Origin of the sequence: Flavobacterium sp. TMP13, assembly GCF_050847115.1 — a bacterium.
GTDB lineage: Bacteria > Bacteroidota > Bacteroidia > Flavobacteriales > Flavobacteriaceae > Flavobacterium.
The window spans coordinates 1556770-1577573 of record NZ_CP193656.1 but is presented as its reverse complement, the minus strand read 5'-3'; the positions used below and the strand labels follow the sequence as shown (position 1 = coordinate 1577573).

Below are 20804 nucleotides of genomic sequence, written 5' to 3'. Positions count from 1 at the left end.
TATTACTTTACTACTTCAACCCAAAATCCTTTTGTTCTTGCCAAAAACGTATGATCGTACATTGCTTCACATTGCAATCCAGGCATATAATAATTCCCTAAATACGAAGCATTGAGCAATATCGTAAAGGTTTTAGCCTCGCCTGCTTTTAATCCGAAGTAAAAATTAGTTCGATCATCACGAATATCGATATAATCTGCCGTATTGTTCGTTGCTTCACCATAGTCGGTAAAGCGAGTGTTTACAATTTCAAAACCAGAAGGTAAGATTTGGGTTAGAGCTACATTTTCTAAACGCTCATTACTTTGATTTCTCACTTTAACTTCAGCAATAAACTCGGTTCCTTGTGCAATTTTCGAAACATCAATAACGCTGCCCTTTCTGTTTTTGAAAACAATTGCTGCAGCAAGATTACTCTGAATCACATTTTCTTGACCAATCGGTAAAATACCCGTATTTAACACTCGTATGTAAATAGTGTTCTTTTTGTTGTTTTTTAAAGTCAGACTGTTGGCACCATATTTTACCGCCAAGGTACGATCGGCCATTGATTTCCCTGTTTTTATCGTTTGCGCTTTACCCTCTTTACTAAATTGCAAATCGATTCCTTTAGGTCCATTATTCAGTGCAAATTTTGACATTGCATATAGCGAATACGCAGTAGTTTGCGTACTCATCCACTGATCACTTGCCATGCTCTTAGCTAGTTTTGTCGCCATTTCAAACGCTTTTTGTTTGAGATCTAACAATAGTAAAGTTTCTAACGCCATCGCTCTGTTTCGATCACTTGAGCCGTAATAGTAATGTTGATAACTACTTGAATCATCATCAATTTTACTACTTAAAAGTAACGATGTCGCCGCACTTTTTTGTCCTGCTAAAACATAGGCCGCTGCCAATCGTAATTTTGTTTCGTTTGATATTCCTTTTGTTTCTCGCAATCTATTCATCGAAGACAAATCAGAAGAACCTGCTAAGGCCATCGTGTATAATCTGTAGGCTTGCGCTAAATCATTTCCATATCGAGGCTCAAAACGCCATTTTTTAGCTTCTTTCTTCTGATAGGAAAGCCATTTTGATTTGAAATTAATTGGCAAAACATATCCTTTTTTTTCTGCTTCAATTAAAAAATGTCCTGCGTAAGAAGTTCCCCAATCGTCTGCAATCGCATTTCCTTGCCAGTACGGCAATCCGCCGTTTGCTAATTGAAAACTTCCTAATCTTGTAATTCCAGCCGTTACATTTTTCTGAATCAACTGTTGGCGATTCGCATCGATATCGGCTACGTCATTTAAAAACAATTGCGGAAAAACAGCTGAAGTGGTTTGCTCTACACAGCCGTGCGGATACTGAATCAAAAATTGTAATCTGCCATTTAAATTAATAGTCGGCATAGAAGACACTTCTAATTTTGCTTTGTTACTTCCTGCTACACCAAAGGTTTTCCAAGAAATTGTTTTTGTGCTATTCGGTTCTAAAATCACATCGGTGTAGGTATTCGTTACCGGATTTGGATTCGTCATATCAATCTCTACGTCATATGATGATTTCTCAGCTCCTGAAGTCGCAATAATCTGCACTTTCGCAATTCCTGTCAAACTTCCTACGGCAAGATTAAAATAAGCCATTTTTTCATCAGGCTGTTCGAAACTAACATTTTGAATTGCACTTCCAACCACTCGTAATCCATTACTGGTTTTAATCTGAACTTTTACATTTTTAATGTTTTTTTCTGTCGCAAAAACCGTTACCGGAATCGTTACTTTCTCTGACGGTGAAATTTTTCGCGGTAAAGTAGCCAAAACCATTAATGGACTGCGAACGGCGGTCGCTTTTTCTATACTTCCATAAGCACTCGTTGTCGCATCACCAGCCACAACCATTGTTCGTACCGAACCAATATATTTTGGCAAAGTAACTTGATGCGTTCTAGCTTGTCCTTTCTCTAATTTAAATGGACCTAAATAAATAACAACAGGCTTAAATCGGTTGGCTTTTTTCGCCTTTCCTCCGCCTAAGTCCTGATCTCCACCGATACTAAAAATTTGATTTACTTTTCCGCCATAAGCGCCAATAACATCATCATACACGTCCCAAGTCTTTACACCCAAAGCTTCGCGAATATAAAAGGCATCCCAAGCATTTGGAGTTTTAAAACGCGTTAAATCTAGCAAACCTTCATCCACAACAGCAATAGTATAGGTCATTTCTTTACCCGATTTTTCACTCACTTTTATTGGGAATGATTGTTCTGGTCTCAAGACATCTGCCATTATAACTTGTGGTTCAAGTTTAGTGTTTTTATCCACCACACCAATTGGCACAATTCCATACATACGAATTGGGGAATCATTTTTTGTAGTGGCGTGTGGTTGTAATAAGGTAATATTAAAATAAACATTGGGAGCCATTGCAGCCGTTATTGGCACTTCGACTTTTGTTTCCCCTTTTTGCGTTTGTACCCAAAGCGTTTGCACCACTTTTGATCCGTTTTCAATAGAGACTAAAGCTCTACCACCTTCACTAGAAGGGAAAGAAATCAATGCATTTTCTCCCACCGCATAGTCTTTTTTATCCGTAGAAAAAACAAGCATATTAGCAGATGAAACATCGTTATTTCTAGTCTTTCCTGACCAAATTGGCCAGTCAATATTTACGGTCAGCGCCGTCGCATGACCATTGGTTTTATCTGAAACTCGAATTAAGTAGCGACCCCATTCTTCATCACTCAATGCAAATTGCACACTTCCTTTTCCGCTGGCATTAGTACTTATGGTAAATGTTTTATAAGAAGTTGTTGCTTCCGATGAATTATAATTTGATAAATTATCATTGGCAGCATCCCACCACCAACGCCATTCAACTTTATATACTTTAACTTCAAGATTACGTACTGCTTTTGGTCGCCCGTTTTCATCGACTGTCACAACATCAAATCGATTGTTGGTTCGAGTTTCTAACATTCCGTATTTATTTAATTCAGGAGATTTTACACCAACATAGGTTTTATAAGGAGAATAGGTGTTGGCCATGGCATCCATACTAAAATCCCCACCTTCTTCATACACTTTTGTAATAAACGAAGCGCGCAGCATTCCAGGTGCTTGCCCTTGCAATTTCGGATTAATAGGCACCGAAGCTTTTCCTTCGTGATCTAATTTTCCAGAAAAAACATTTACTTCTTCAGTGCTAAACTTACGCACTAAATCATCAAAATTGTACTTTTCATATCCTTTAAAAGTAGTTTGTTGTTGCGAGAATTTAGCTTGCATTTCTACATTCAAATTCTTTGCAATAGCACCATGCAACCAGGTCACTTCTAAATTGCTTGAATTTGGATACGACGAGGACAATACGCCTCTTTGAAACGTATTTTTAATTTTTAACCGATTGGGTTTAATCGTTTCAATTTTAATATTCTTATAATACTTCGCGCCACCAACACTTACCATTGCCTCCCAACTTCCTGTTGGCGCATCTTGATCTGTTGGCACAACAAACGCATAGTGATTTAGTGCATTGGTTCTTTGTACAGTTTGGTAAGCGACTTTCCCATTGGGGTCGGTTAGTCTAAATTTTATTGGATGTGCATTGGGTAGTTTATTCGAAGCATCATTTAAAATAAACGATAAATAGAGATTATCGCCGGGACGCCAAACGCCTCGTTCTCCATAAATAAATCCTTTCAATCCCTTTTGAAGCGTTTCACCAGCCACGTCAAAATTACTGACAGATAATGAATTTCCATCATCCAATTTAACGTAAGTAGATTGTTCTCCTAAAGTAACAATGGCAAAATAGGCAAATTTATCAAGCTGAAAGGAAACAAGTCCATCACTATCTGTTGTTGCTGTAGTTATTTTTTGTTGTTGATACGTATACAAATCAACTGTCGCTTTTGAAACAGGCTCCGTTGTAAGAATATTATTTACCGCAAATAAATACGATTTGTTTTCGCCTCTTTTTGCGATAACACCTAAATCTGATGCCAAAATATTAGTCGCAATTCGGGCATTGTAAAAATACGATCCACTGCAAGCATCTTCACTTTCTCTCCAGCTATAATCGTCGTAATAATAGTAATCATCGTACGAATTATCACTATAATTAACATCGTTTTCATCTACTTCATCCTCCTCTTCGTTTTCTTCTGAATCTTTTTCGGAAGAGTCACATTTATATATGGAATATTTCTTTTTATACGAAAACTCTACTCGGTAAATTGCACCCGGTTCTGGCTTAATAATGGTAGACAAATCGAGCGCAAAAGTGTTCCATTTATGCAAATTAACTAAACTATTTTCTTTGAGATTTATAGTTGTTTTTGCCACGGGTTGTGATACGCGCTTTAAGTTTTGCGAACCATTTAATTGATTGTCTTGCAAAAACTGCAAAATATTATTTTTATAAATCTTATAGACTTTTACATCAACTTTACCCAAATTTGCAGTTTCAAAATTCAGTTTCAAGTTATTAGAACTTGGCAAGATTGTCCCATTTTTCACAAAGCGCACATTCGGTTTTATCTGGTCAAAAGATATTTTCTGTGAGTAACTTTCGTTCATTTTCTTGCCGTATTGACTTTCAATTCCTTGAAAGACTTCGAGCAACAATTCGCCTGTAATATTTTCTTCTGCACTACTTTCTTCAACTACTTCTTCGGCAACTGGTTCTTCAGCTACTTCTGCCACAGCAATCGCAACGCTGTCAACAACGACAGCAGTCGAGTCTGATTCTACTGTTTCTATTGGATCAGCAACAACCACTTCATGCACTATTCTTGAAGTCGCTTTTTCATTAGAAAAATAAACTTTTAAAAGATTTCCTTGAGTCGAAAATTTTAAATTGTTTGTATTTTCAATCGCAACCAAACCTTTAAAATCTTGGCCTTTTTCAAGCGGTTCCGAAAAATTAATTAAAACCGACTGTGTGTCTTCATCTGGTACTACAACATTAACAACTTTGAACTCATTGATTCCTGAAATCGGAAAAGTAATCGTCCCTTTCTGATCAATATCAAACTTACTACCATCATAAGCGATTTCCAGTTCACTTGGTTCTGCAAAACGCTGGATATTATCAATTGTAAATTTAAACTCCTTACCCGATTTCGTAGAAGTATCAAATTTAATTTTAAGATCGTTTCCTTTCTGACTCGCTAAAACTAATTTTTGAGCAGTCTCTAAATCAATATCATCTGCCGTTTTCAACACGCAATTTAAATACTGAAATTCTTTGCTGTGCGACTGAATGTCTGCCGGATTAATTACAAAATCTTGCTTGATTGTTTTAACCGTAAAATTAAATTTAGACAGTGTTTTTTCTTCTTCCTTCGGAAGTACAATTAATTTATCTAACCTTAGAGTAACCTGATATTCTGTCCCTGATTTTAGTTTCTTTTCCGGAATAAACGCGATGGTATTACTAGACAGAGCTACAACTTTTCCGTCAACGCTTGGCGAAATATCAAATAAATTATTGTCTAAAACTTCGTTTATTTTCCACTCTTTTTTGTCAAAAGCTAAAACGACGCGAATGTCCGACTGAGAAGGAACAATGCCTCCTGTAAAGCTAGAAATATACGGTCTGAATAAGGAGAAATCAGAATTAAAATCAAGACCCGATTTTTTACCGCACGCCTGAAAAATGAAGAAAATGACGAATATATAAACTAATTTTTTTGCTTTCAATTTAAGTAGGATTAATTATTAAAAATAACAGAACAGCATACACTTCTATTTAATGCTGTTCAAATTAAAGAAATGTAAAACTAGGTAATTTTTGTTATTTTTAAGAAGAAAATTCGCTTAGATCAGTAATCCTATAAAATGAGATGGCAAATAAAGTAGGTCGATAGCACTACAAAAAGTGTAAACGATCGATTTTAAATAGTTTTAATTTTGACACAACGGTTATCGTGTAAGAATAACAAAATGATTAATCAGACAAATGGATTTCACTTATTTTCTTCTTTCTACGAAAAAGCGCTTCATTAGATCGGCGGCTTCAGTCGCCATAATACCCGAAACTACCGTTGTCTTAGGATGCAATTTGGTTCCCATTGTGATAAAACCTCGTTGTTCGTCACGGGCACCATAAACAATTTTAGAAATCTGACTCCAATACAAAGCGCCCGCACACATTTGGCAAGGTTCTAAAGTCACATATAGTGTACAATCTTTTAAATATTTGCCTCCCAAAAAATTTGCTGCTGCAGTGATGGACTGCATTTCGGCATGGGCTGTCACATCGTTTAACATTTCGGTCGCATTATGACCTCGTGCAATAACTTTATCTGCAATGACGATGACAGCTCCAACAGGAATTTCGCCTCTATCAAAAGCTATCTCAGCTTCCTGCAAAGCTTTTTTCATAAAATATTCGTCGGTGAAAGGATTTATCATAGCTACAAAAATAAGAATTCAATTTGTACATTTGTGAGATGTCAACACAATTACTTTCTAACATCAATAGTCCTGCAGATTTACGTCAACTTGATGAGGCACAGCTTCCACAATTAGCACAAGAATTGCGCAATTTCATTATTGATATCGTATCGGTAAAGGAAGGACATTTGGGAGCAAGTCTTGGCGTCATTGAACTTACTATTGCATTGCATTACGTTTTTAATACTCCCGAAGATTTATTGGTTTGGGATGTAGGCCATCAAGCATACGGGCATAAAATTTTAACGGAAAGAAAGAACATTTTTAATACCAATCGACAACTTGGAGGCATTTCGGGTTTTCCAAAACGCAGCGAAAGTATTTACGACACTTTTGGGGTTGGACATTCGTCTACAGCGATATCTGCCGCTTTGGGAATGGCTTTAGCGTCCAACCTAAAAAAGGATGTCGAAAAACACCACATTGCAGTTGTTGGCGACGCATCCATAGCCTCGGGAATGGCGTTTGAAGGATTAAACCACGCAGGCGTGACAGATGCCAATTTATTAGTAATTTTAAACGACAATGCCATCGGAATCGATCCAAGCGTTGGTGCTTTAAAAAATTATTTGACAGCAGTTAAAAATGGTAAAAATCCGAAGCAAAACAACATGATCAAATCCTTGAATTTTGATTATTCGGGGCCAATTGATGGACATGATATTTTTGCTGTGATTAGAGAATTGCAAAGATTAAAGAAAATCAAAGGTCCAAAATTTCTTCATTTAATTACTACCAAAGGGAAAGGCTTGCAAAAAGCAGAAGAAAATCAGGTAAAATACCACGCACCAGGAAAGTTTGATGCAGCAACTGGTGAATTAACTATAAAATCAGAAGAAAACCTTCCTCCTAAATATCAAGATGTTTTTGGACTGACCATTTTAGATTTAGCTAAAAAGAACGAAAAAATTATCGGTATTACACCTGCAATGCCCTCAGGAAGTTCTTTGAAGTTTATGATGGACGAAATTCCAGAACGCGCTTTTGATGTAGGCATAGCAGAACAGCACGCCGTAACTTTGGCTGCAGGCATGGCAACGCAAGGCATGGTTGTGTATTGCAACATTTACTCCACTTTTTTGCAACGTGCTTACGACCAAATTATTCACGATGTTGCTTTGCAGCATTTACCGATTATTTTTTGTTTGGACAGAGCGGGATTGGTTGGCGAAGATGGCGCCACGCATCACGGCGTTTTTGACATCGCTTATTTGCGATGTATTCCTAATCTCATGATTTACGCTCCTCGAAATGAAATCGATTTACAAAATATATTGTACACCGCACAATTAGGATTAGACGCACCAATTGCCATCCGCTATCCACGAGGTAGAGGTCAATTTAGCAATTGGAAAACTGATTATTTTGCAAAGTACCAACAAATAAAACTTGGCAAAGCGTATTGCTTACAGCAAGGAACTCAGACTGCAATTTTATCTACAGGAACTATCGGTAATAATGTGACGCAAGCACTACACCAGAGTCAAAATAAAAATATTTCGCATTATGACTTTCCATTTGTAAAGCCTTTAGATGTAAAATTACTACAAGAAATATTTTTAAAATATAAAACCATATTAACCATAGAAGATGGTACGGTTATTGGTGGCTTTGGATCGTCGATTGCAGAAATTGCAGCGCAGTTAAATTTTGTAGGAAACCTAGATGTTTTAGGAGTTCCCGATGAATTTATCACACATGGTACGGTATCAGAATTGCAACAAATTTGTAAAATTGACGTTAAAAGTTTAGTAAAACGTTTTGCAGCTGACTAAAAATAATTATTTTGCACAACCAAAAACTAAAACCTTTTTAATGAAACTAGTACGTTACTCCCTTTTAGTTCTTTCTCTATTATTTTGCACGATCATTTGGTCGCAAGAAGTCATCATCCGTACTAAATTACCAGAAAGTACTAGTTCTATTTGGTCTTTTAAAAACAAAATGAGCAGTCCGCAAGGTTTGATCATTCAGACACAATTGCATGACAGCGTTTCGAATTGGACAAAAAAGAATAAACTGGGTTTTGATATTTCCGAAATTGCTTTTGTCAACTGGAGTGCTGGTGGAACGAGTTCTATTTCGGGACTTTTTAAAAGTGAATTTACACGCGTTTACATTAATGGAAATCACAAATGGGCAAACGAACTTTTGGTGAAATATGGACTTAACAAACAAGATGGTACAGAATTGCGTAAAACAGATGATGCACTAGTGCTTAACTCCACCTACGGCTTCCGATCTGATTCAACTTCAAACTGGTTCTACTCTGGGAAATTTAATTTTAATACTCAATTTACGAACGGTTACAAATACCCAAATAAGGATACACCAATCTCTAGCCCTTTTGCGCCAGCGTATATATTTTTAGGAGCTGGAGCTGAAAATGCATCAAAAGATCGAAATCGCGTATTCTACTTCTCTCCAATTACACTTAAAACTACCTTAGTTTTAGACCAGTATTTAGCCAATCAAGGATCATTTGGGGTTAAGAAAGCCATCTATGATGTTAATGGAAACTTGATTTCTCCAGGAGAAAAAGTAAAAGCAGAATTTGGTATTTTAGGAACTGCCTATTTGAAAAAAGAAATTTTTAAAAATATGGTCTTTGAAAACCGTCTGAGTTTATATACAGACTACTTAAACAAATTTGGTAATATTGATGTCGATTATGAGACCAAACTTGACTTGGTTGTAAATGAATATGTGCGAGCAAATATTGGCTTTCATTTAATTTATGATGACGATATCAAAAATAAAATAGAAGTAGAAGGCAAACAAATCACCGAAGGACCAAAAGCACAATTAAGACAAGTTTTAGGAGTTGGTGTTGTCTACGCCTTTCAATAATTATTCTCTTTTTCGACCATTTATGGTTTCAAAAAGCTCCAATGCATTTCCATCAGTTAATAACGAAACATAGTGGCAAATATGAAGCAATCGCTCATATAAGCTGTCTTTTTCGATCTGGTGTTTTTCGGGTAACATTTTTAAAATAAGGTTGTCATAATTTGACGCCTTATCGTTGAATTTATTATTATAAGCTGTGCTGAATTTATCCAACAGCGTTTGAATAATTTGATATCCTACGATTTCCTTTTCGATTACTTCACGACTCTGATAAATATTAGCCACACTCAATCTGATTATATCATCCATTTGTGGTTTGTACTTACTTTTATCCATTAAAGCAAAAGGAAATTTCCCCTTTAATATTGCTTCTTCATTTTCTATAAAGACTTGTACGGCGTCATTAATTAAGCTACCAATTGCCAAGGCGCGCAAATAACTTATACGATCTTCTTTGGTTGTTAAGGTTTTGTATTTTGATACTCCGATACTGTCTTTTACCAATTTAATCAAATATTCTAAAGCATAGTCTTCTGAAACCAGACCTAAATTTATACCGTCTTCAAAGTCGATGATGGTGTAGCAAATATCATCGGCAGCTTCTACTAAATAAGCTAACGGATGTCTTTCAAAACCAATATCATTAGCAGATTTATTGGGCAACATTCCCATGTCTTCCGCAACTTTTTCGAAGAATCTTTTATCCGTTTGAAAAAAACCGTACTTTTTATCTGAAACATTTTTAGTTGGTTTTTTAGGCAAACTTTCTTTTGGATATTTCATAAAAGCTCCCAAAGTGGCATACGAAATTCGCAATCCACCTTCAATACCGGGACGACTAGCTGTTAATACTGAAAACCCATTCGCATTTCCTTCAAAATCAATTAAATCTTGCCATTCTTTTTCAGAAAGTTGCTCTTTATATCGTTGTCCGTTTCCAATAGAAAAATACTCGCCAATCGCTTTTTCGCCCGAATGTCCAAAAGGCGGATTCCCGATATCATGCGCTAAGGATGCTGCCGCTACAATTGCTCCAAAATCATTCATGTGATAGCCATGAACTTCTTTTAAATAGGGATATTTTTCGATAATTTTCTTTCCAACCAAACGGCCCAAAGAACGACCTACTACCGAAACCTCTAAACTATGCGTCAATCTCGTATGTACAAAATCGGTCTTTGAAAGCGGAATTACTTGTGTTTTATCTTGCAAACTTCTAAAAGCAGCCGAAAAAATAATTCGGTCATAATCAACTTCAAAACCCAAACGCGTATCATCTTGTTCGGAGCGTAATCGTTTGTTGGTGTCGCCTTGACGCTTTAGAGATAAAAGTTGTTCCCAGTTCATTGTGATTGTAGATTATCGTCCTAAATAATAATTAAGACTTATTTCGAATTTTAAAAAATCAAAAATACGTTTTATTTTAAAACTTTTTCAGAGGAACTGTTGGTTTAAGCCGATTGAGACCTAAAATAAGTGCTATACCATTTGAGTTTTGACAAAAAAATCAATATCTCGCTAAAATCCTTGGATGTCACTCCTACTTTCATTTAAATTTAAAAAATTTACCGTGGCACATTTCTTACGATAATCTAAAATTTAATCTTATATTTTAGTCGACTAATAATTCCTTTGAGATTCGATATTGAAAAGATTTTTAAATAGATAAATAATGAATGCTAAACACTTACTGTACATCCTAATTTTAGGATTATTACTTACCTCCTGCAAAACCTCAAAAAACATAAGCTATCACAACTTGTCTTCTTTAGATCCTAACTTTTCAGCATCTTATGAAAATAGGGCAATCAAAGAAGGTTCATTTAAAAGTCAAACTTCACTTCTTCAGCTACTTAAAATAGAGGCTACCGATACAATTTCTGAAGTAAAATTAGCGATTCAAAACAATGGAGAACTACAAATTGACTATGACAATCATAAGGGAGAACGAAAATCGATCGTACTTAAAGGGAAATTTAAAAAACATTATTACCAAATTTTCTTTGAAAGAAATCAAATCATTCTACCACCCTTTTACTGGGTTACGCATATTGAACGAATCCGATTAAGCATCTCTAAAGACAACTTACTTGTTATCAACAACTACAGCGAACACACCGGAATGATTATGATGTTTGCAGGCGGATCAAGTTCAAAAACGCAACATCTCTTTAAAAAATCGAGAAACTAACGCCAAAGAAAATTATACTTCAAATGGCAACGCGGTGCTGTGTTTAATTTCTCCCATGACAAAAATGCTATTCGTGTTACCGATATTCTCAATAGTCGACAATTTGTGCATTACAAAATCTTGGTAATGCACAAAATATTCTTTTTAATACATCGTTTTTTCTGAGTACTTTTGCCTGTAAATAAATTACGTTATGTCAATAGTAGTAAACAATCTTTCAAAAAGTTACGGCGTACAAAAAGCATTAGATTCTGTTTCATTTTCCATACAAAAAGGGGAAATTGTAGGTTTCCTAGGTCCGAATGGTGCGGGAAAGTCAACTTTGATGAAAATCTTAACTACGTATTTAGAAGCAGATTCAGGTACGGCTACTGTTAACGAATTTGACGTTACAATCAATCCGAAAAATGTACAATTGTCCATCGGCTATTTGCCCGAACACAATCCGTTGTACTTAGATTTGTATGTACGAGAGTATTTATCGTTTAACGCCGACGTTTATAAAGTTGCCAAATCGCGTATTGAAGAAGTACTTACTCTTACGGGATTGAATAAAGAAAGTCACAAAAAAATTGGGCAATTGTCTAAAGGATATCGTCAGCGCGTGGGTTTAGCGAATGCGTTGCTGCACAATCCTGATGTTTTAATTTTAGATGAGCCTACAACAGGTTTAGATCCGAACCAACTGGTTGAGATTAGAAATGTGATTAAAAACGTGGGAAAAGACAAAACCGTTTTTCTTTCTACGCATATTATGCAAGAAGTTGAAGCCATTTGCGATCGTGTCATTATTATCAATAACGGAAAAATTGTTGCTGATAAAAAACTAGAACACTTAATATCTGCTGATAAAGAACAAGTGATTGAAGTGGAATTTGATTATAAAATAGAAGAACAATTAATTGCACGTATCGAAAACATTACCGCCTACATAAACACCCATGATATGACTTGGGAATTGACTTTTTTATCAGATAAGGATATGCGTTCTGCAATCTTTGATTTCGCAACCGAAAACGGATTAAAAACATTACAGTTAAATACTAAAAACAAGAACTTAGAAGCTGTTTTTAGAGAAATGACCAAATAATTAATTTTCGTATACCTAGCTTTTTGGCAATGGTGCTCCAACAGAAACATCACAACGGTGCCCCTCTTGTCCGTGTGGCGGATTCATTCCAACGGCAGTTTCTGTGTTTGCAGAACTAGTCGATAATAATGTTGGCACAGGAGGCTGAACGGTAAAACTATTGGTAACTTCTCCCGAAGCTGTAGAGGGTGTAGCTGCTGTAGTTGTTGTAGTGGCCTTGGAGTTTAAAGGTGCTCCAACAGAAATGTCGCAACGATGTCCTTTTTCGCCATGCGGCGGATTCATTCCTTTTGCAGTTTTCGCTGTTTGCATTACTGTTTGCATTTGCGGCTGTGTTTGCGCTTGTGTAGTTTGCGCTTGCGTTGCAGTAGTTGCTCCGTTTGCTTGACTATTTAATGGTGCTCCAACAGCAATGTCGCAACGGTGATTGGGTTGTCCATGCGCAGGATTAATGCCTGCTGCCATCGAAGGCGTTCCAGTTGCTGAAGTTTCGTGAAATAAATTATGTTGTTGTGCTGCGGGCTCTTGCGAAGTTTGCGTTTGTAGCGCGTCTGTAGTTTGTTGGGTAAACGGAGTAATTAATCTCGGATCTGCTTTTGAGGTTTCTTCTGCATTGTTTTTACAAGAAACAAGTACAAGTGCCGCCGCTAAAAAAGTATAATAAATGGGTTTCATCTGGAGAAAATCTATGGTATTAAATTCAAATATAACATTTTAATGCGACGCTCCCAAATGGCTTTTTTAATAGCTGCTTTTATTATTTGCGGTAAAAGTCTTCGCTTCACTGACAATTTGAACGTCTTTTTGGATAGTTCTCCAGTTCAAAATTGAAGGTTAAATTGCGTATTTCGCTTGATACAGCTTTGGTGGCATTAAAAATTGATCAATATGATTTAGTTTTTTAGCTATTCCGAAACTCTGGTTTAATTTTTTTACCCTTTTAAAGTAAAGCAAACATTATTCAAGATAGTGGGTACTAATAATTCAAAAATAAGAACTTTCCTGTATAAAATCAGTAAGTAAACGAGCCATCTGATACTATGCTCTAATCATTCTTGTATTCCATTTTTGACATAAGCCACTAATAGTTGTTGGTAAGGTTTGAAAAAAAAGAAGTCCTTTATTTTTAAACATTTACAGAATGTTTTCTAAATCGCATTGGTTTTGTTTTAGCATCGTATCCGTAAAGAAATATGTTTGTAAAACTATACTTCTTAGTGAAATAAAATTGCGAACAATTACTACTCTACTAGCCCGGATGGGAGCGACATCCTTTTTTGTATTTTTTGAAGACAAAAAAGATACAGTGGACAGCCGGATTAGCTCCTGAAAGATAGTATAATAAAAAAAGGAACCTGCATCGAAAATTATTTCAAATAGAGGTTCCTTTTTTGTAGATATGCCGCAATTGGTTTAAAAAATCGTACTGGCGATCTGACGAATATTTTCTGATTTACCCATTGAATAATAGTGTAAAACAGGAACTCCCGCTTCTTTTAATTCTTTCGATTGTTGAATGGCCCATTCGATACCGACTTGTCTGATGTCTGCATTATTTTTGCATTTTTCCACCGCATCGATTAAATCTTCAGGCAGATCAATACGGAAAATTTGTGGCAAAACTTGCAAGTGACGGTGTACGGCAATCGGTTTAATTCCTGGAATAATTGGAATCGTGATTCCAATTTCGCGCGCTTTATTTACGAATTCAAAGTATTTTGAATTGTCAAAAAACATCTGAGTTACTACATAATCAGCACCAGCATCTACTTTTTCTTTCAGACGTTTTAAGTCCGAAATCAACGAAGGCGACTCTAAATGTTTCTCTGGATAACCCGCTACTCCAATACAGAAGTTTGCTTTATTATCGATATCCATCATTTCATGCAAATATCTTCCTTTGTTCAAATCATCAATTTGTTTCACCAAATCAGTGGCAAAACAATTTCCACCTGCTTTAGGAATAAACGATTGCTCGTCTTTCATGGCATCACCACGCAACGCCATCACGTTATTGATCCCTAAATAATGGCAATCGACCAACATATATTCCGTTTCTTCTTTGGTAAACCCACCACAAAGTAAATGCGGAACGGTGTCGACATTGTATTTATGCTTGATAGAAGCACAAATTCCCAATGTTCCCGGACGCATCCGCGTTAACTTTTTATCTAAAAGTCCGTTGCCTTTATCGATATAAATATACTCTTCGCGAGAAGTAGTCACGTCGATAAATGGTGGTTTAAACTCCATCAACGGATCGATGTTGTCGTACAACTCTTGGATGTTTTTACCTTTTTGAGGCGGAATAATTTCAAAAGAGAATAAGGTTTTCCCCTTGGCTTCGGTTATGTGTTCGGTTACTTTCATAAGTCATCCCTCTAACCCCCTAAGGGGGCATTCCTGAGAGGGCACCAGGATTATTACAAATTCTTAATTTCCTACTCCTCCCTTTTGGGGAGGTGGGGTGGGGATTAATCTGCTATATTAGGACTCAACCATTTGGTCGCATTGTCGGTTGATGTGCTGCGACGCTTGGCATAGTCTACAATTTGATCTTCTTTCATTTTACCTAAGCCGAAATACTTACTATCTGGGTTTGCGAAATAATAACCCGATACTGCCGCAGAAGGCCACATGGCCATACTTTCGGTCAAGGTTACTCCAATTGCCTCTTCTACATTTAGTAATTTCCAAATAGTTGGTTTTTCTAAATGGTCTGGACAAGCTGGATATCCAGGCGCAGGACGAATACCTTTATAGTTTTCTTCAATTAAAGCTTCGGTACTTAACACTTCATCAGACGCATAACCCCAATATTCTTTACGTACTTTTTCGTGCAAGTATTCGGCAAAAGCTTCTGCTAAACGGTCCGCTAGTGACTTAACCATGATCGAGTTGTAGTCGTCTAAATTGGCACGAAATTCATCAGCCCATTCCTCAACTCCAAATCCGGTGGTTACACAGAATGCACCCATATAATCGGTTTTGCCAGAATCTTTTGGCGCAATAAAGTCAGCCAAAGCAATGTTTGGTGCTCCTTTTGTTTTTTGTGATTGCTGGCGAAGCGTTAAGAATTTTTCGATTGCTTTTCCGTTTTCATCGTACAATTGAATGTCATCGTCATCAACTTGATTGGCAGGGAAAATTCCAAAAATACCTTTGGCGGTAAATTTCTTTTCTTTCAAAATTAAGTCTAACATTTCCTGCGCATCTTTAAATACCGCTTGCGCTTGCTCACCAACGACCTCATCGGTAAGAATTGCTGGATATTTGCCATGCAATTCCCAAGTTCTAAAAAACGGCGTCCAGTCGATATAGGGAACCAAAACATCCAACTCAATGTCGACCACTTGCGCACCAATCTTTTTAGGCTTTACAAAGTCGTAAGCCTCCCAATCCAATTGCAATTTGTTTTTTCGCGCTTGTTCGATTGTTAGATAATTTTTATCTCTCGAACGGCTTAAAAACGTTTCTCTAAACGCATCGTATTCCGCACGAATATCGCTCGCATAGACTTTTTTATTCTTATCCAATAAATTTCCAGCAACCGTTACCGCTCTAGACGCATCGTTTACGTGAATGATCGTTTCTCTGTATTGAGGTGCAATTTTCACGGCAGTGTGCGCGCGCGAAGTGGTTGCTCCACCAATCATTACTGGGATTTTTAGTCCGCGTTTGTCTAATTCTTTGGCTACGTACACCATTTCGTCTAGCGAAGGTGTAATTAAACCACTCAGACCAATAATATCGACTTCGTGTTCAATAGCCGCTGCAATAATTTTTTCGGGAGGCACCATTACTCCAAGATCTACAATCTCGTAATTGTTACACGCCAAAACTACCGCAACTATATTTTTACCAATATCATGTACATCACCTTTTACGGTTGCCATTAATATTTTTCCGTTTCCTTGCTTGTCGCCTGCTTGCTTGCTTGCCTCGATAAATGGCAACAAATAAGCTACGGCCTTTTTCATTACACGTGCTGATTTTACTACTTGTGGCAGGAACATTTTTCCGCTACCAAATAAATCACCCACCACGTTCATTCCCGTCATCAAATTAATTTCGATCACTTCGATTGGTTTGGTTGCTGCTAAACGCGCTTCCTCTACATCTTCAACAATAAATTGATCAATTCCTTTTACCAACGCATGTGAAATTCGATCTTGAATAGAACCAGAACGCCATTCTTGAATTGCTTTCTCATTGCTTTTCACATCTCCTTTTACATTTTCAGCAAAATCCAACAAACGTTCTGTGGCATCGTCGCGACGGTTTAAAATAACATCTTCAACATGTTCTAATAAATCTTTCGGAATATCATCATAAATAGTCAACATCTCTGGGTTAACAATACCCATTGTCATTCCGTTTTTAATGGCGTGGTACAAAAAAACCGAATGCATTGCTTCCCGAACTGCATCATTTCCTCTAAACGAAAATGAGACGTTACTTACTCCACCACTAATGTGTGCGTGTGGCAAATTTTCGCGAACCCACTTAGTCCCTCTAAAGAAATCTAAAGCGTTCAAGCGATGCTCGTCCATTCCTGTCGCTACGGGAAAAATATTTAAATCGAAAATAATGTCTTGCGGAGGAAAACCTACTTTATCGACTAAAATATCATACGAGCGCTGACAAATTTCAACGCGTCGTTCGTAATTATCGGCTTGACCTACTTCATCAAAAGCCATAATAATCGCAGCAGCTCCGTAGCGCTTTATCAATTTGGCATGATGAATAAAAGCTTCTTCTCCTTCCTTTAATGAAATAGAGTTTACGACACTTTTTCCTTGAACCACTTTCAATCCCGCTTCAATGATTTCCCATTTCGAACTGTCAATCATAATAGGCACGCGCGAAATATCAGGCTCCGAAGCAATTAAATTTAAGAATTTGGTCATTGCCTCAACACCATCGAGCATTCCTTCATCCATATTAATATCGATAATTTGCGCCCCACCTTCCACTTGCTCTTTGGCAATGCTCAATGCTTCTTCAAATTTCTCTTCTTTAATTAGTCGAAGAAATTTTCGCGAACCAGTTACATTGGTCCGTTCACCAATATTAACAAAAACACTTTCGGGTGTAATGATTAACGGTTCTAATCCCGATAAAACAAGGTTTCTTCTCTTTTCTACTTCTGCCATTTCTTTTTTTGAATTACTGAGACACTAAGTTGCTTAGGTTCTAAGTTTATATTGTTTGCTCTTTTCAAAGCAATTCATTTTATTAGTTGGGCGTGTCCCTAAAGGGTCGGGCTATTCGCTCCCACTTTTTTTCTTGGTAAAAAACCAACAAAAAAGAGTTCCACTACTATCCCTCACGCGGTTTTGTAATTTAAATCGATTATTGTAATTTCTCTAAAATTACAGTAATCGATAATCTTGCGCTTCCGACGAAGAACGAATCTCCGATAGACAATTCACTTGTGACTATTTCTCATTTGTCGGATTGACAAAAAAACGACAACATGTTTACTATTTAAAAGGTTATAAAATCTTTTAATCTTTTATTTACATCGTCGCTGTTGAAACGCGCGGCTTATATTCTGCTGCAGCTTCTGCTATCAATCGGATGTGATTTGGAGTGGTACCGCAACAACCACCAATAATATTTACTAAACCATCTTCTAAATATTCGCGAATAAAGGCTTGCGTTTGTTCTGGCGTTTCGTCGTATTGACCGAAAGCATTGGGCAAACCTGCGTTTGGATGCGCTGAAACATTAAAAGAAGTGCGTTGCGATAGTGTTTTTAAATACGGTTTTAGCAAATCAGCTCCCAAAGCACAATTGAAACCAACACTCAATAGCGGAATATGCGAAACAGAGGTTAAAAATGCCTCTACAGTTTGTCCCGAAAGTGTTCGTCCGGATGCATCGGTAATCGTTCCTGAAACCATGATTGGCACATCGATATTGCGTTCTTCTTTTACTTGTTCGATAGCAAAAAGTGCTGCTTTGGCATTTAAAGTATCAAAAATTGTTTCTACCAATAATAAGTCACAGCCACCGTCTAACAGGGCTTCGACTTGCTGTTTGTAGGCAATTCGTAAATCATCAAAAGTTACGGCTCTGTATCCGGGATCATTTACATCGGGCGACATACTTGCCGTACGATTTGTTGGTCCAATTGAACCTGCTACAAAACGTGGTTTTGATGGATCTTTTGCTGTAAAAATTTGGGCTACTTCTTTAGCGATTTTTGCCGATTGGTAGTTCAATTCGTAAACCGCATCTTCGAGATGGTAATCGGCCATACCAATTGTTGTACTTGAAAATGTATTTGTTTCGATTATGTCTGCGCCTGCTTCAAAATATAAAGTGTGCACGTCTTTTATCGCTTGCGGTTGGGTAAGCGATAGTAAATCGTTATTGCCTTTTACAGAATAGGGAAAATCTTTGAACTGTTCGCCACGAAAATCTTCTTCCGAAAAATTGTAGCGTTGTAACATCGTTCCCATTGCTCCATCGAGCACTAGTATTCTTTCCTTTATCGCCTCTTGAATTGTTGCCATACTATTATATTTCTCGCAAAGTGTAAACTCACGTTGCCTTTTTTTTATTCAATTTCTTGCTAAGACGCTACCGCGCAAAGCTATTTGCATCCAAATGGATTGTTTCTAAAAATTCACTATTGTAAGCCTCTAGCCCTGGGTGCAGCGGCATCCTTTTTTGCTGGGGTTCAGCAAAAAAGATACAGCGAAAAACAGGAACCTTGTTGCTAAAAAAGCGCCAATGTTAGTGCTTCTACTACAGCTTACTGTTGTTATATCGATAAAGTTTCATGAAAAGTTTTGAAGAATACGTGATGTATTTATGTTATCTATCTTTTGTACTGAGTACCAGTTTAAAGTAGAATGTAGCACCTTCTTTATAGTAAAGGGTTGCTAAGGTTTCATCGGGTCTTTCCCTCCGCCTTTCGTGATAACTTTCAATAAAATTAAGAACAGTGCAAAGGTAAGCAATAGGCCTGCGACTTGCAAATTTTTTCTTTAAAGTTTCAAGGGATCTAAGGGAGCAAGCTACTAAGTGAAAAGGCCCTGAGTTAGCAAGTAAAAAACTCAGCAACTCAGAACCTTACTATCTTATTCTCTTTTTTAAACAATTGCCTTTACAACTGCTTTTGGTGCTTCTTTGCGCGTTCCGTCGAAACCATCTACGCCTGATACGGTTGTATATTTTAAAACGTATTTTTTACCAGGATTGATAATTTGATACGCTGCTTGACACATTAAAGTTGCTTCGTGGAAACCACATAAAATCAACTTCAATTTGCCTGGATACGTATTTACATCTCCAATTGCAAAAATTCCCGGAATATTAGTTTGGTAATCCAAGGCATTGTTTACTTTGATGGCATTTTTTTCAATCTCTAATCCCCAATCTCCAATTGGTCCTAATTTTGGTGTCAGCCCGAAAAGTGGAATAAAGTAATCGCATGCCACACTACGGTGTGCGCCATTCTCATCTAAATCTACAGATTCGATGTGCTCCGCTCCATTAATACCCACAACCTCAGCTGGAGTGATTAATTTTATCTTACCCGCTGTTTTTAATTCTTGTACTTTATCAACCGAATCTAAAGCGCCTCTAAATTCGTTTCTTCGGTGAACCAAGGTTACTTCTGAAGCGATATCGGCCAAAAAGATGCTCCAGTCTAAAGCAGAATCTCCTCCACCAGCGATGACAACTTTTTTATCTCTAAATTTTTCTGGATTCTTAATAAAGTATTTAACTCCTTTATCTTCATAAAAATTAATTCCATCAATAAGTGGTTTGCGCGGTTCAAAACTTCCTAAACCTCCTGCTATAGCAATAACTGGAGCGTTAAATTGCTTGCCTTTATTCGTCGTAACAATAAAGCTACCGTCTTCTTGTTTTGCAATGGTTTCAGCACGTTCGCCTAATGTAAAACCGGGCTCGAACTGCTTAATTTGCTCCATTAATCCGTCTACTAAATCACCTGCTAACACTTCTGGAAAACCCGGAATATCGTAAATAGGCTTCTTAGGATACAATTCTGATAGTTGACCACCCGCTTGTGGGAGAGCATCTAATATATGGCATTTTAATTTTAATAAACCTGCTTCGAACACTGCAAATAAGCCAGTGGGTCCGGCTCCGATTATGAGTATGTCTGTCTTAATCATTGTGTAATTATTTATAATAATTCTTAATAACTACAAAGAAACAAATAAAAGCAAAAGTGTGCAATGAC

12 protein-coding genes and 1 riboswitch are annotated in these 20804 nt (G+C 37.0%); of the genes, 4 read left to right on the top strand and 8 right to left on the bottom strand.

Translation table 11 applies throughout. The annotated features are described in order from the left end of the window. Positions 1-2 precede the first annotated feature (2 nt). The gene (locus ACRASX_RS06835; protein ID WP_432222864.1) at positions 3-5690 is read right to left on the bottom strand and encodes an alpha-2-macroglobulin family protein; all 5688 of its coding nucleotides are present in this window, start codon (positions 5688-5690) and stop codon (positions 3-5) included. A 270-nt stretch (positions 5691-5960) separates the two neighbouring features. After that, positions 5961-6404 (bottom strand): nucleoside deaminase, encoded by a 444-nt coding sequence (locus ACRASX_RS06830; RefSeq protein ID WP_066313055.1) that lies wholly within the window; start codon positions 6402-6404, stop codon positions 5961-5963. 38 nt (positions 6405-6442) lie between these two features. Between ACRASX_RS06830 and ACRASX_RS06825 the strand changes: the two genes are divergently transcribed. Further along, the gene (locus ACRASX_RS06825; protein ID WP_432222863.1) at positions 6443-8221 is read left to right on the top strand and encodes a 1-deoxy-D-xylulose-5-phosphate synthase; all 1779 of its coding nucleotides are present in this window, start codon (positions 6443-6445) and stop codon (positions 8219-8221) included. 40 nt (positions 8222-8261) lie between these two features. Continuing rightward, positions 8262-9296 (top strand): DUF3078 domain-containing protein, encoded by a 1035-nt coding sequence (locus ACRASX_RS06820; RefSeq protein WP_231739706.1) that lies wholly within the window; start codon positions 8262-8264, stop codon positions 9294-9296. Here the strand turns inward: ACRASX_RS06820 and ACRASX_RS06815 are convergent, their stop codons facing one another. Continuing rightward, positions 9297-10643, bottom strand: a complete 1347-nt coding sequence (locus ACRASX_RS06815; protein ID WP_432222862.1) for a deoxyguanosinetriphosphate triphosphohydrolase — start codon at positions 10641-10643, stop codon at positions 9297-9299. Positions 10644-10968: 325 nt separating this feature from the next. Between ACRASX_RS06815 and ACRASX_RS06810 the strand changes: the two genes are divergently transcribed. Together ACRASX_RS06810 and gldA are read left to right on the top strand one after the other, a co-directional pair. Beyond that, on the top strand, positions 10969-11487 hold the full coding sequence (locus ACRASX_RS06810; RefSeq protein ID WP_432222861.1) for a hypothetical protein: 519 nt from the start codon (positions 10969-10971) through the stop codon (positions 11485-11487). 193 nt (positions 11488-11680) lie between these two features. Beyond that, complete coding sequence (gene gldA, locus ACRASX_RS06805) at positions 11681-12577, top strand: gliding motility-associated ABC transporter ATP-binding subunit GldA (protein ID WP_432222860.1); 897 nt, start codon at positions 11681-11683, stop codon at positions 12575-12577. Positions 12578-12592: 15 nt separating this feature from the next. Here the strand turns inward: gldA and ACRASX_RS06800 are convergent, their stop codons facing one another. The 5 genes from ACRASX_RS06800 to ACRASX_RS06780 all read right to left on the bottom strand — a co-directional run bounded on the left by ACRASX_RS06800 (position 12593) and on the right by ACRASX_RS06780 (position 20736). After that, entirely contained in the window at positions 12593-13252 is a 660-nt protein-coding gene (locus ACRASX_RS06800; RefSeq protein WP_432222859.1) for a hypothetical protein, read from the bottom strand. Positions 13253-13990: 738 nt separating this feature from the next. Then, positions 13991-14947 carry a methylenetetrahydrofolate reductase [NAD(P)H] gene (metF, locus tag ACRASX_RS06795; RefSeq protein WP_066313041.1) on the bottom strand — a complete coding sequence of 319 codons (957 nt, stop codon included), beginning with the start codon at positions 14945-14947 and terminating at the stop codon, positions 13991-13993. A gap of 104 nt (positions 14948-15051) precedes the next feature. Beyond that, positions 15052-17733, bottom strand: a complete 2682-nt coding sequence (gene metH / locus ACRASX_RS06790; protein WP_082706676.1) for a methionine synthase — start codon at positions 17731-17733, stop codon at positions 15052-15054. Positions 17734-18099: 366 nt separating this feature from the next. Further along, the gene (locus ACRASX_RS06785; protein WP_066313039.1) at positions 18100-19101 is read right to left on the bottom strand and encodes a homocysteine S-methyltransferase family protein; all 1002 of its coding nucleotides are present in this window, start codon (positions 19099-19101) and stop codon (positions 18100-18102) included. 301 nt (positions 19102-19402) lie between these two features. Next, a riboswitch (SAM riboswitch) is annotated at positions 19403-19517 on the bottom strand. A 166-nt stretch (positions 19518-19683) separates the two neighbouring features. Continuing rightward, positions 19684-20736, bottom strand: a complete 1053-nt coding sequence (locus ACRASX_RS06780; RefSeq protein WP_066313036.1) for an NAD(P)/FAD-dependent oxidoreductase — start codon at positions 20734-20736, stop codon at positions 19684-19686. Positions 20737-20804: the final 68 nt, after the last annotated feature.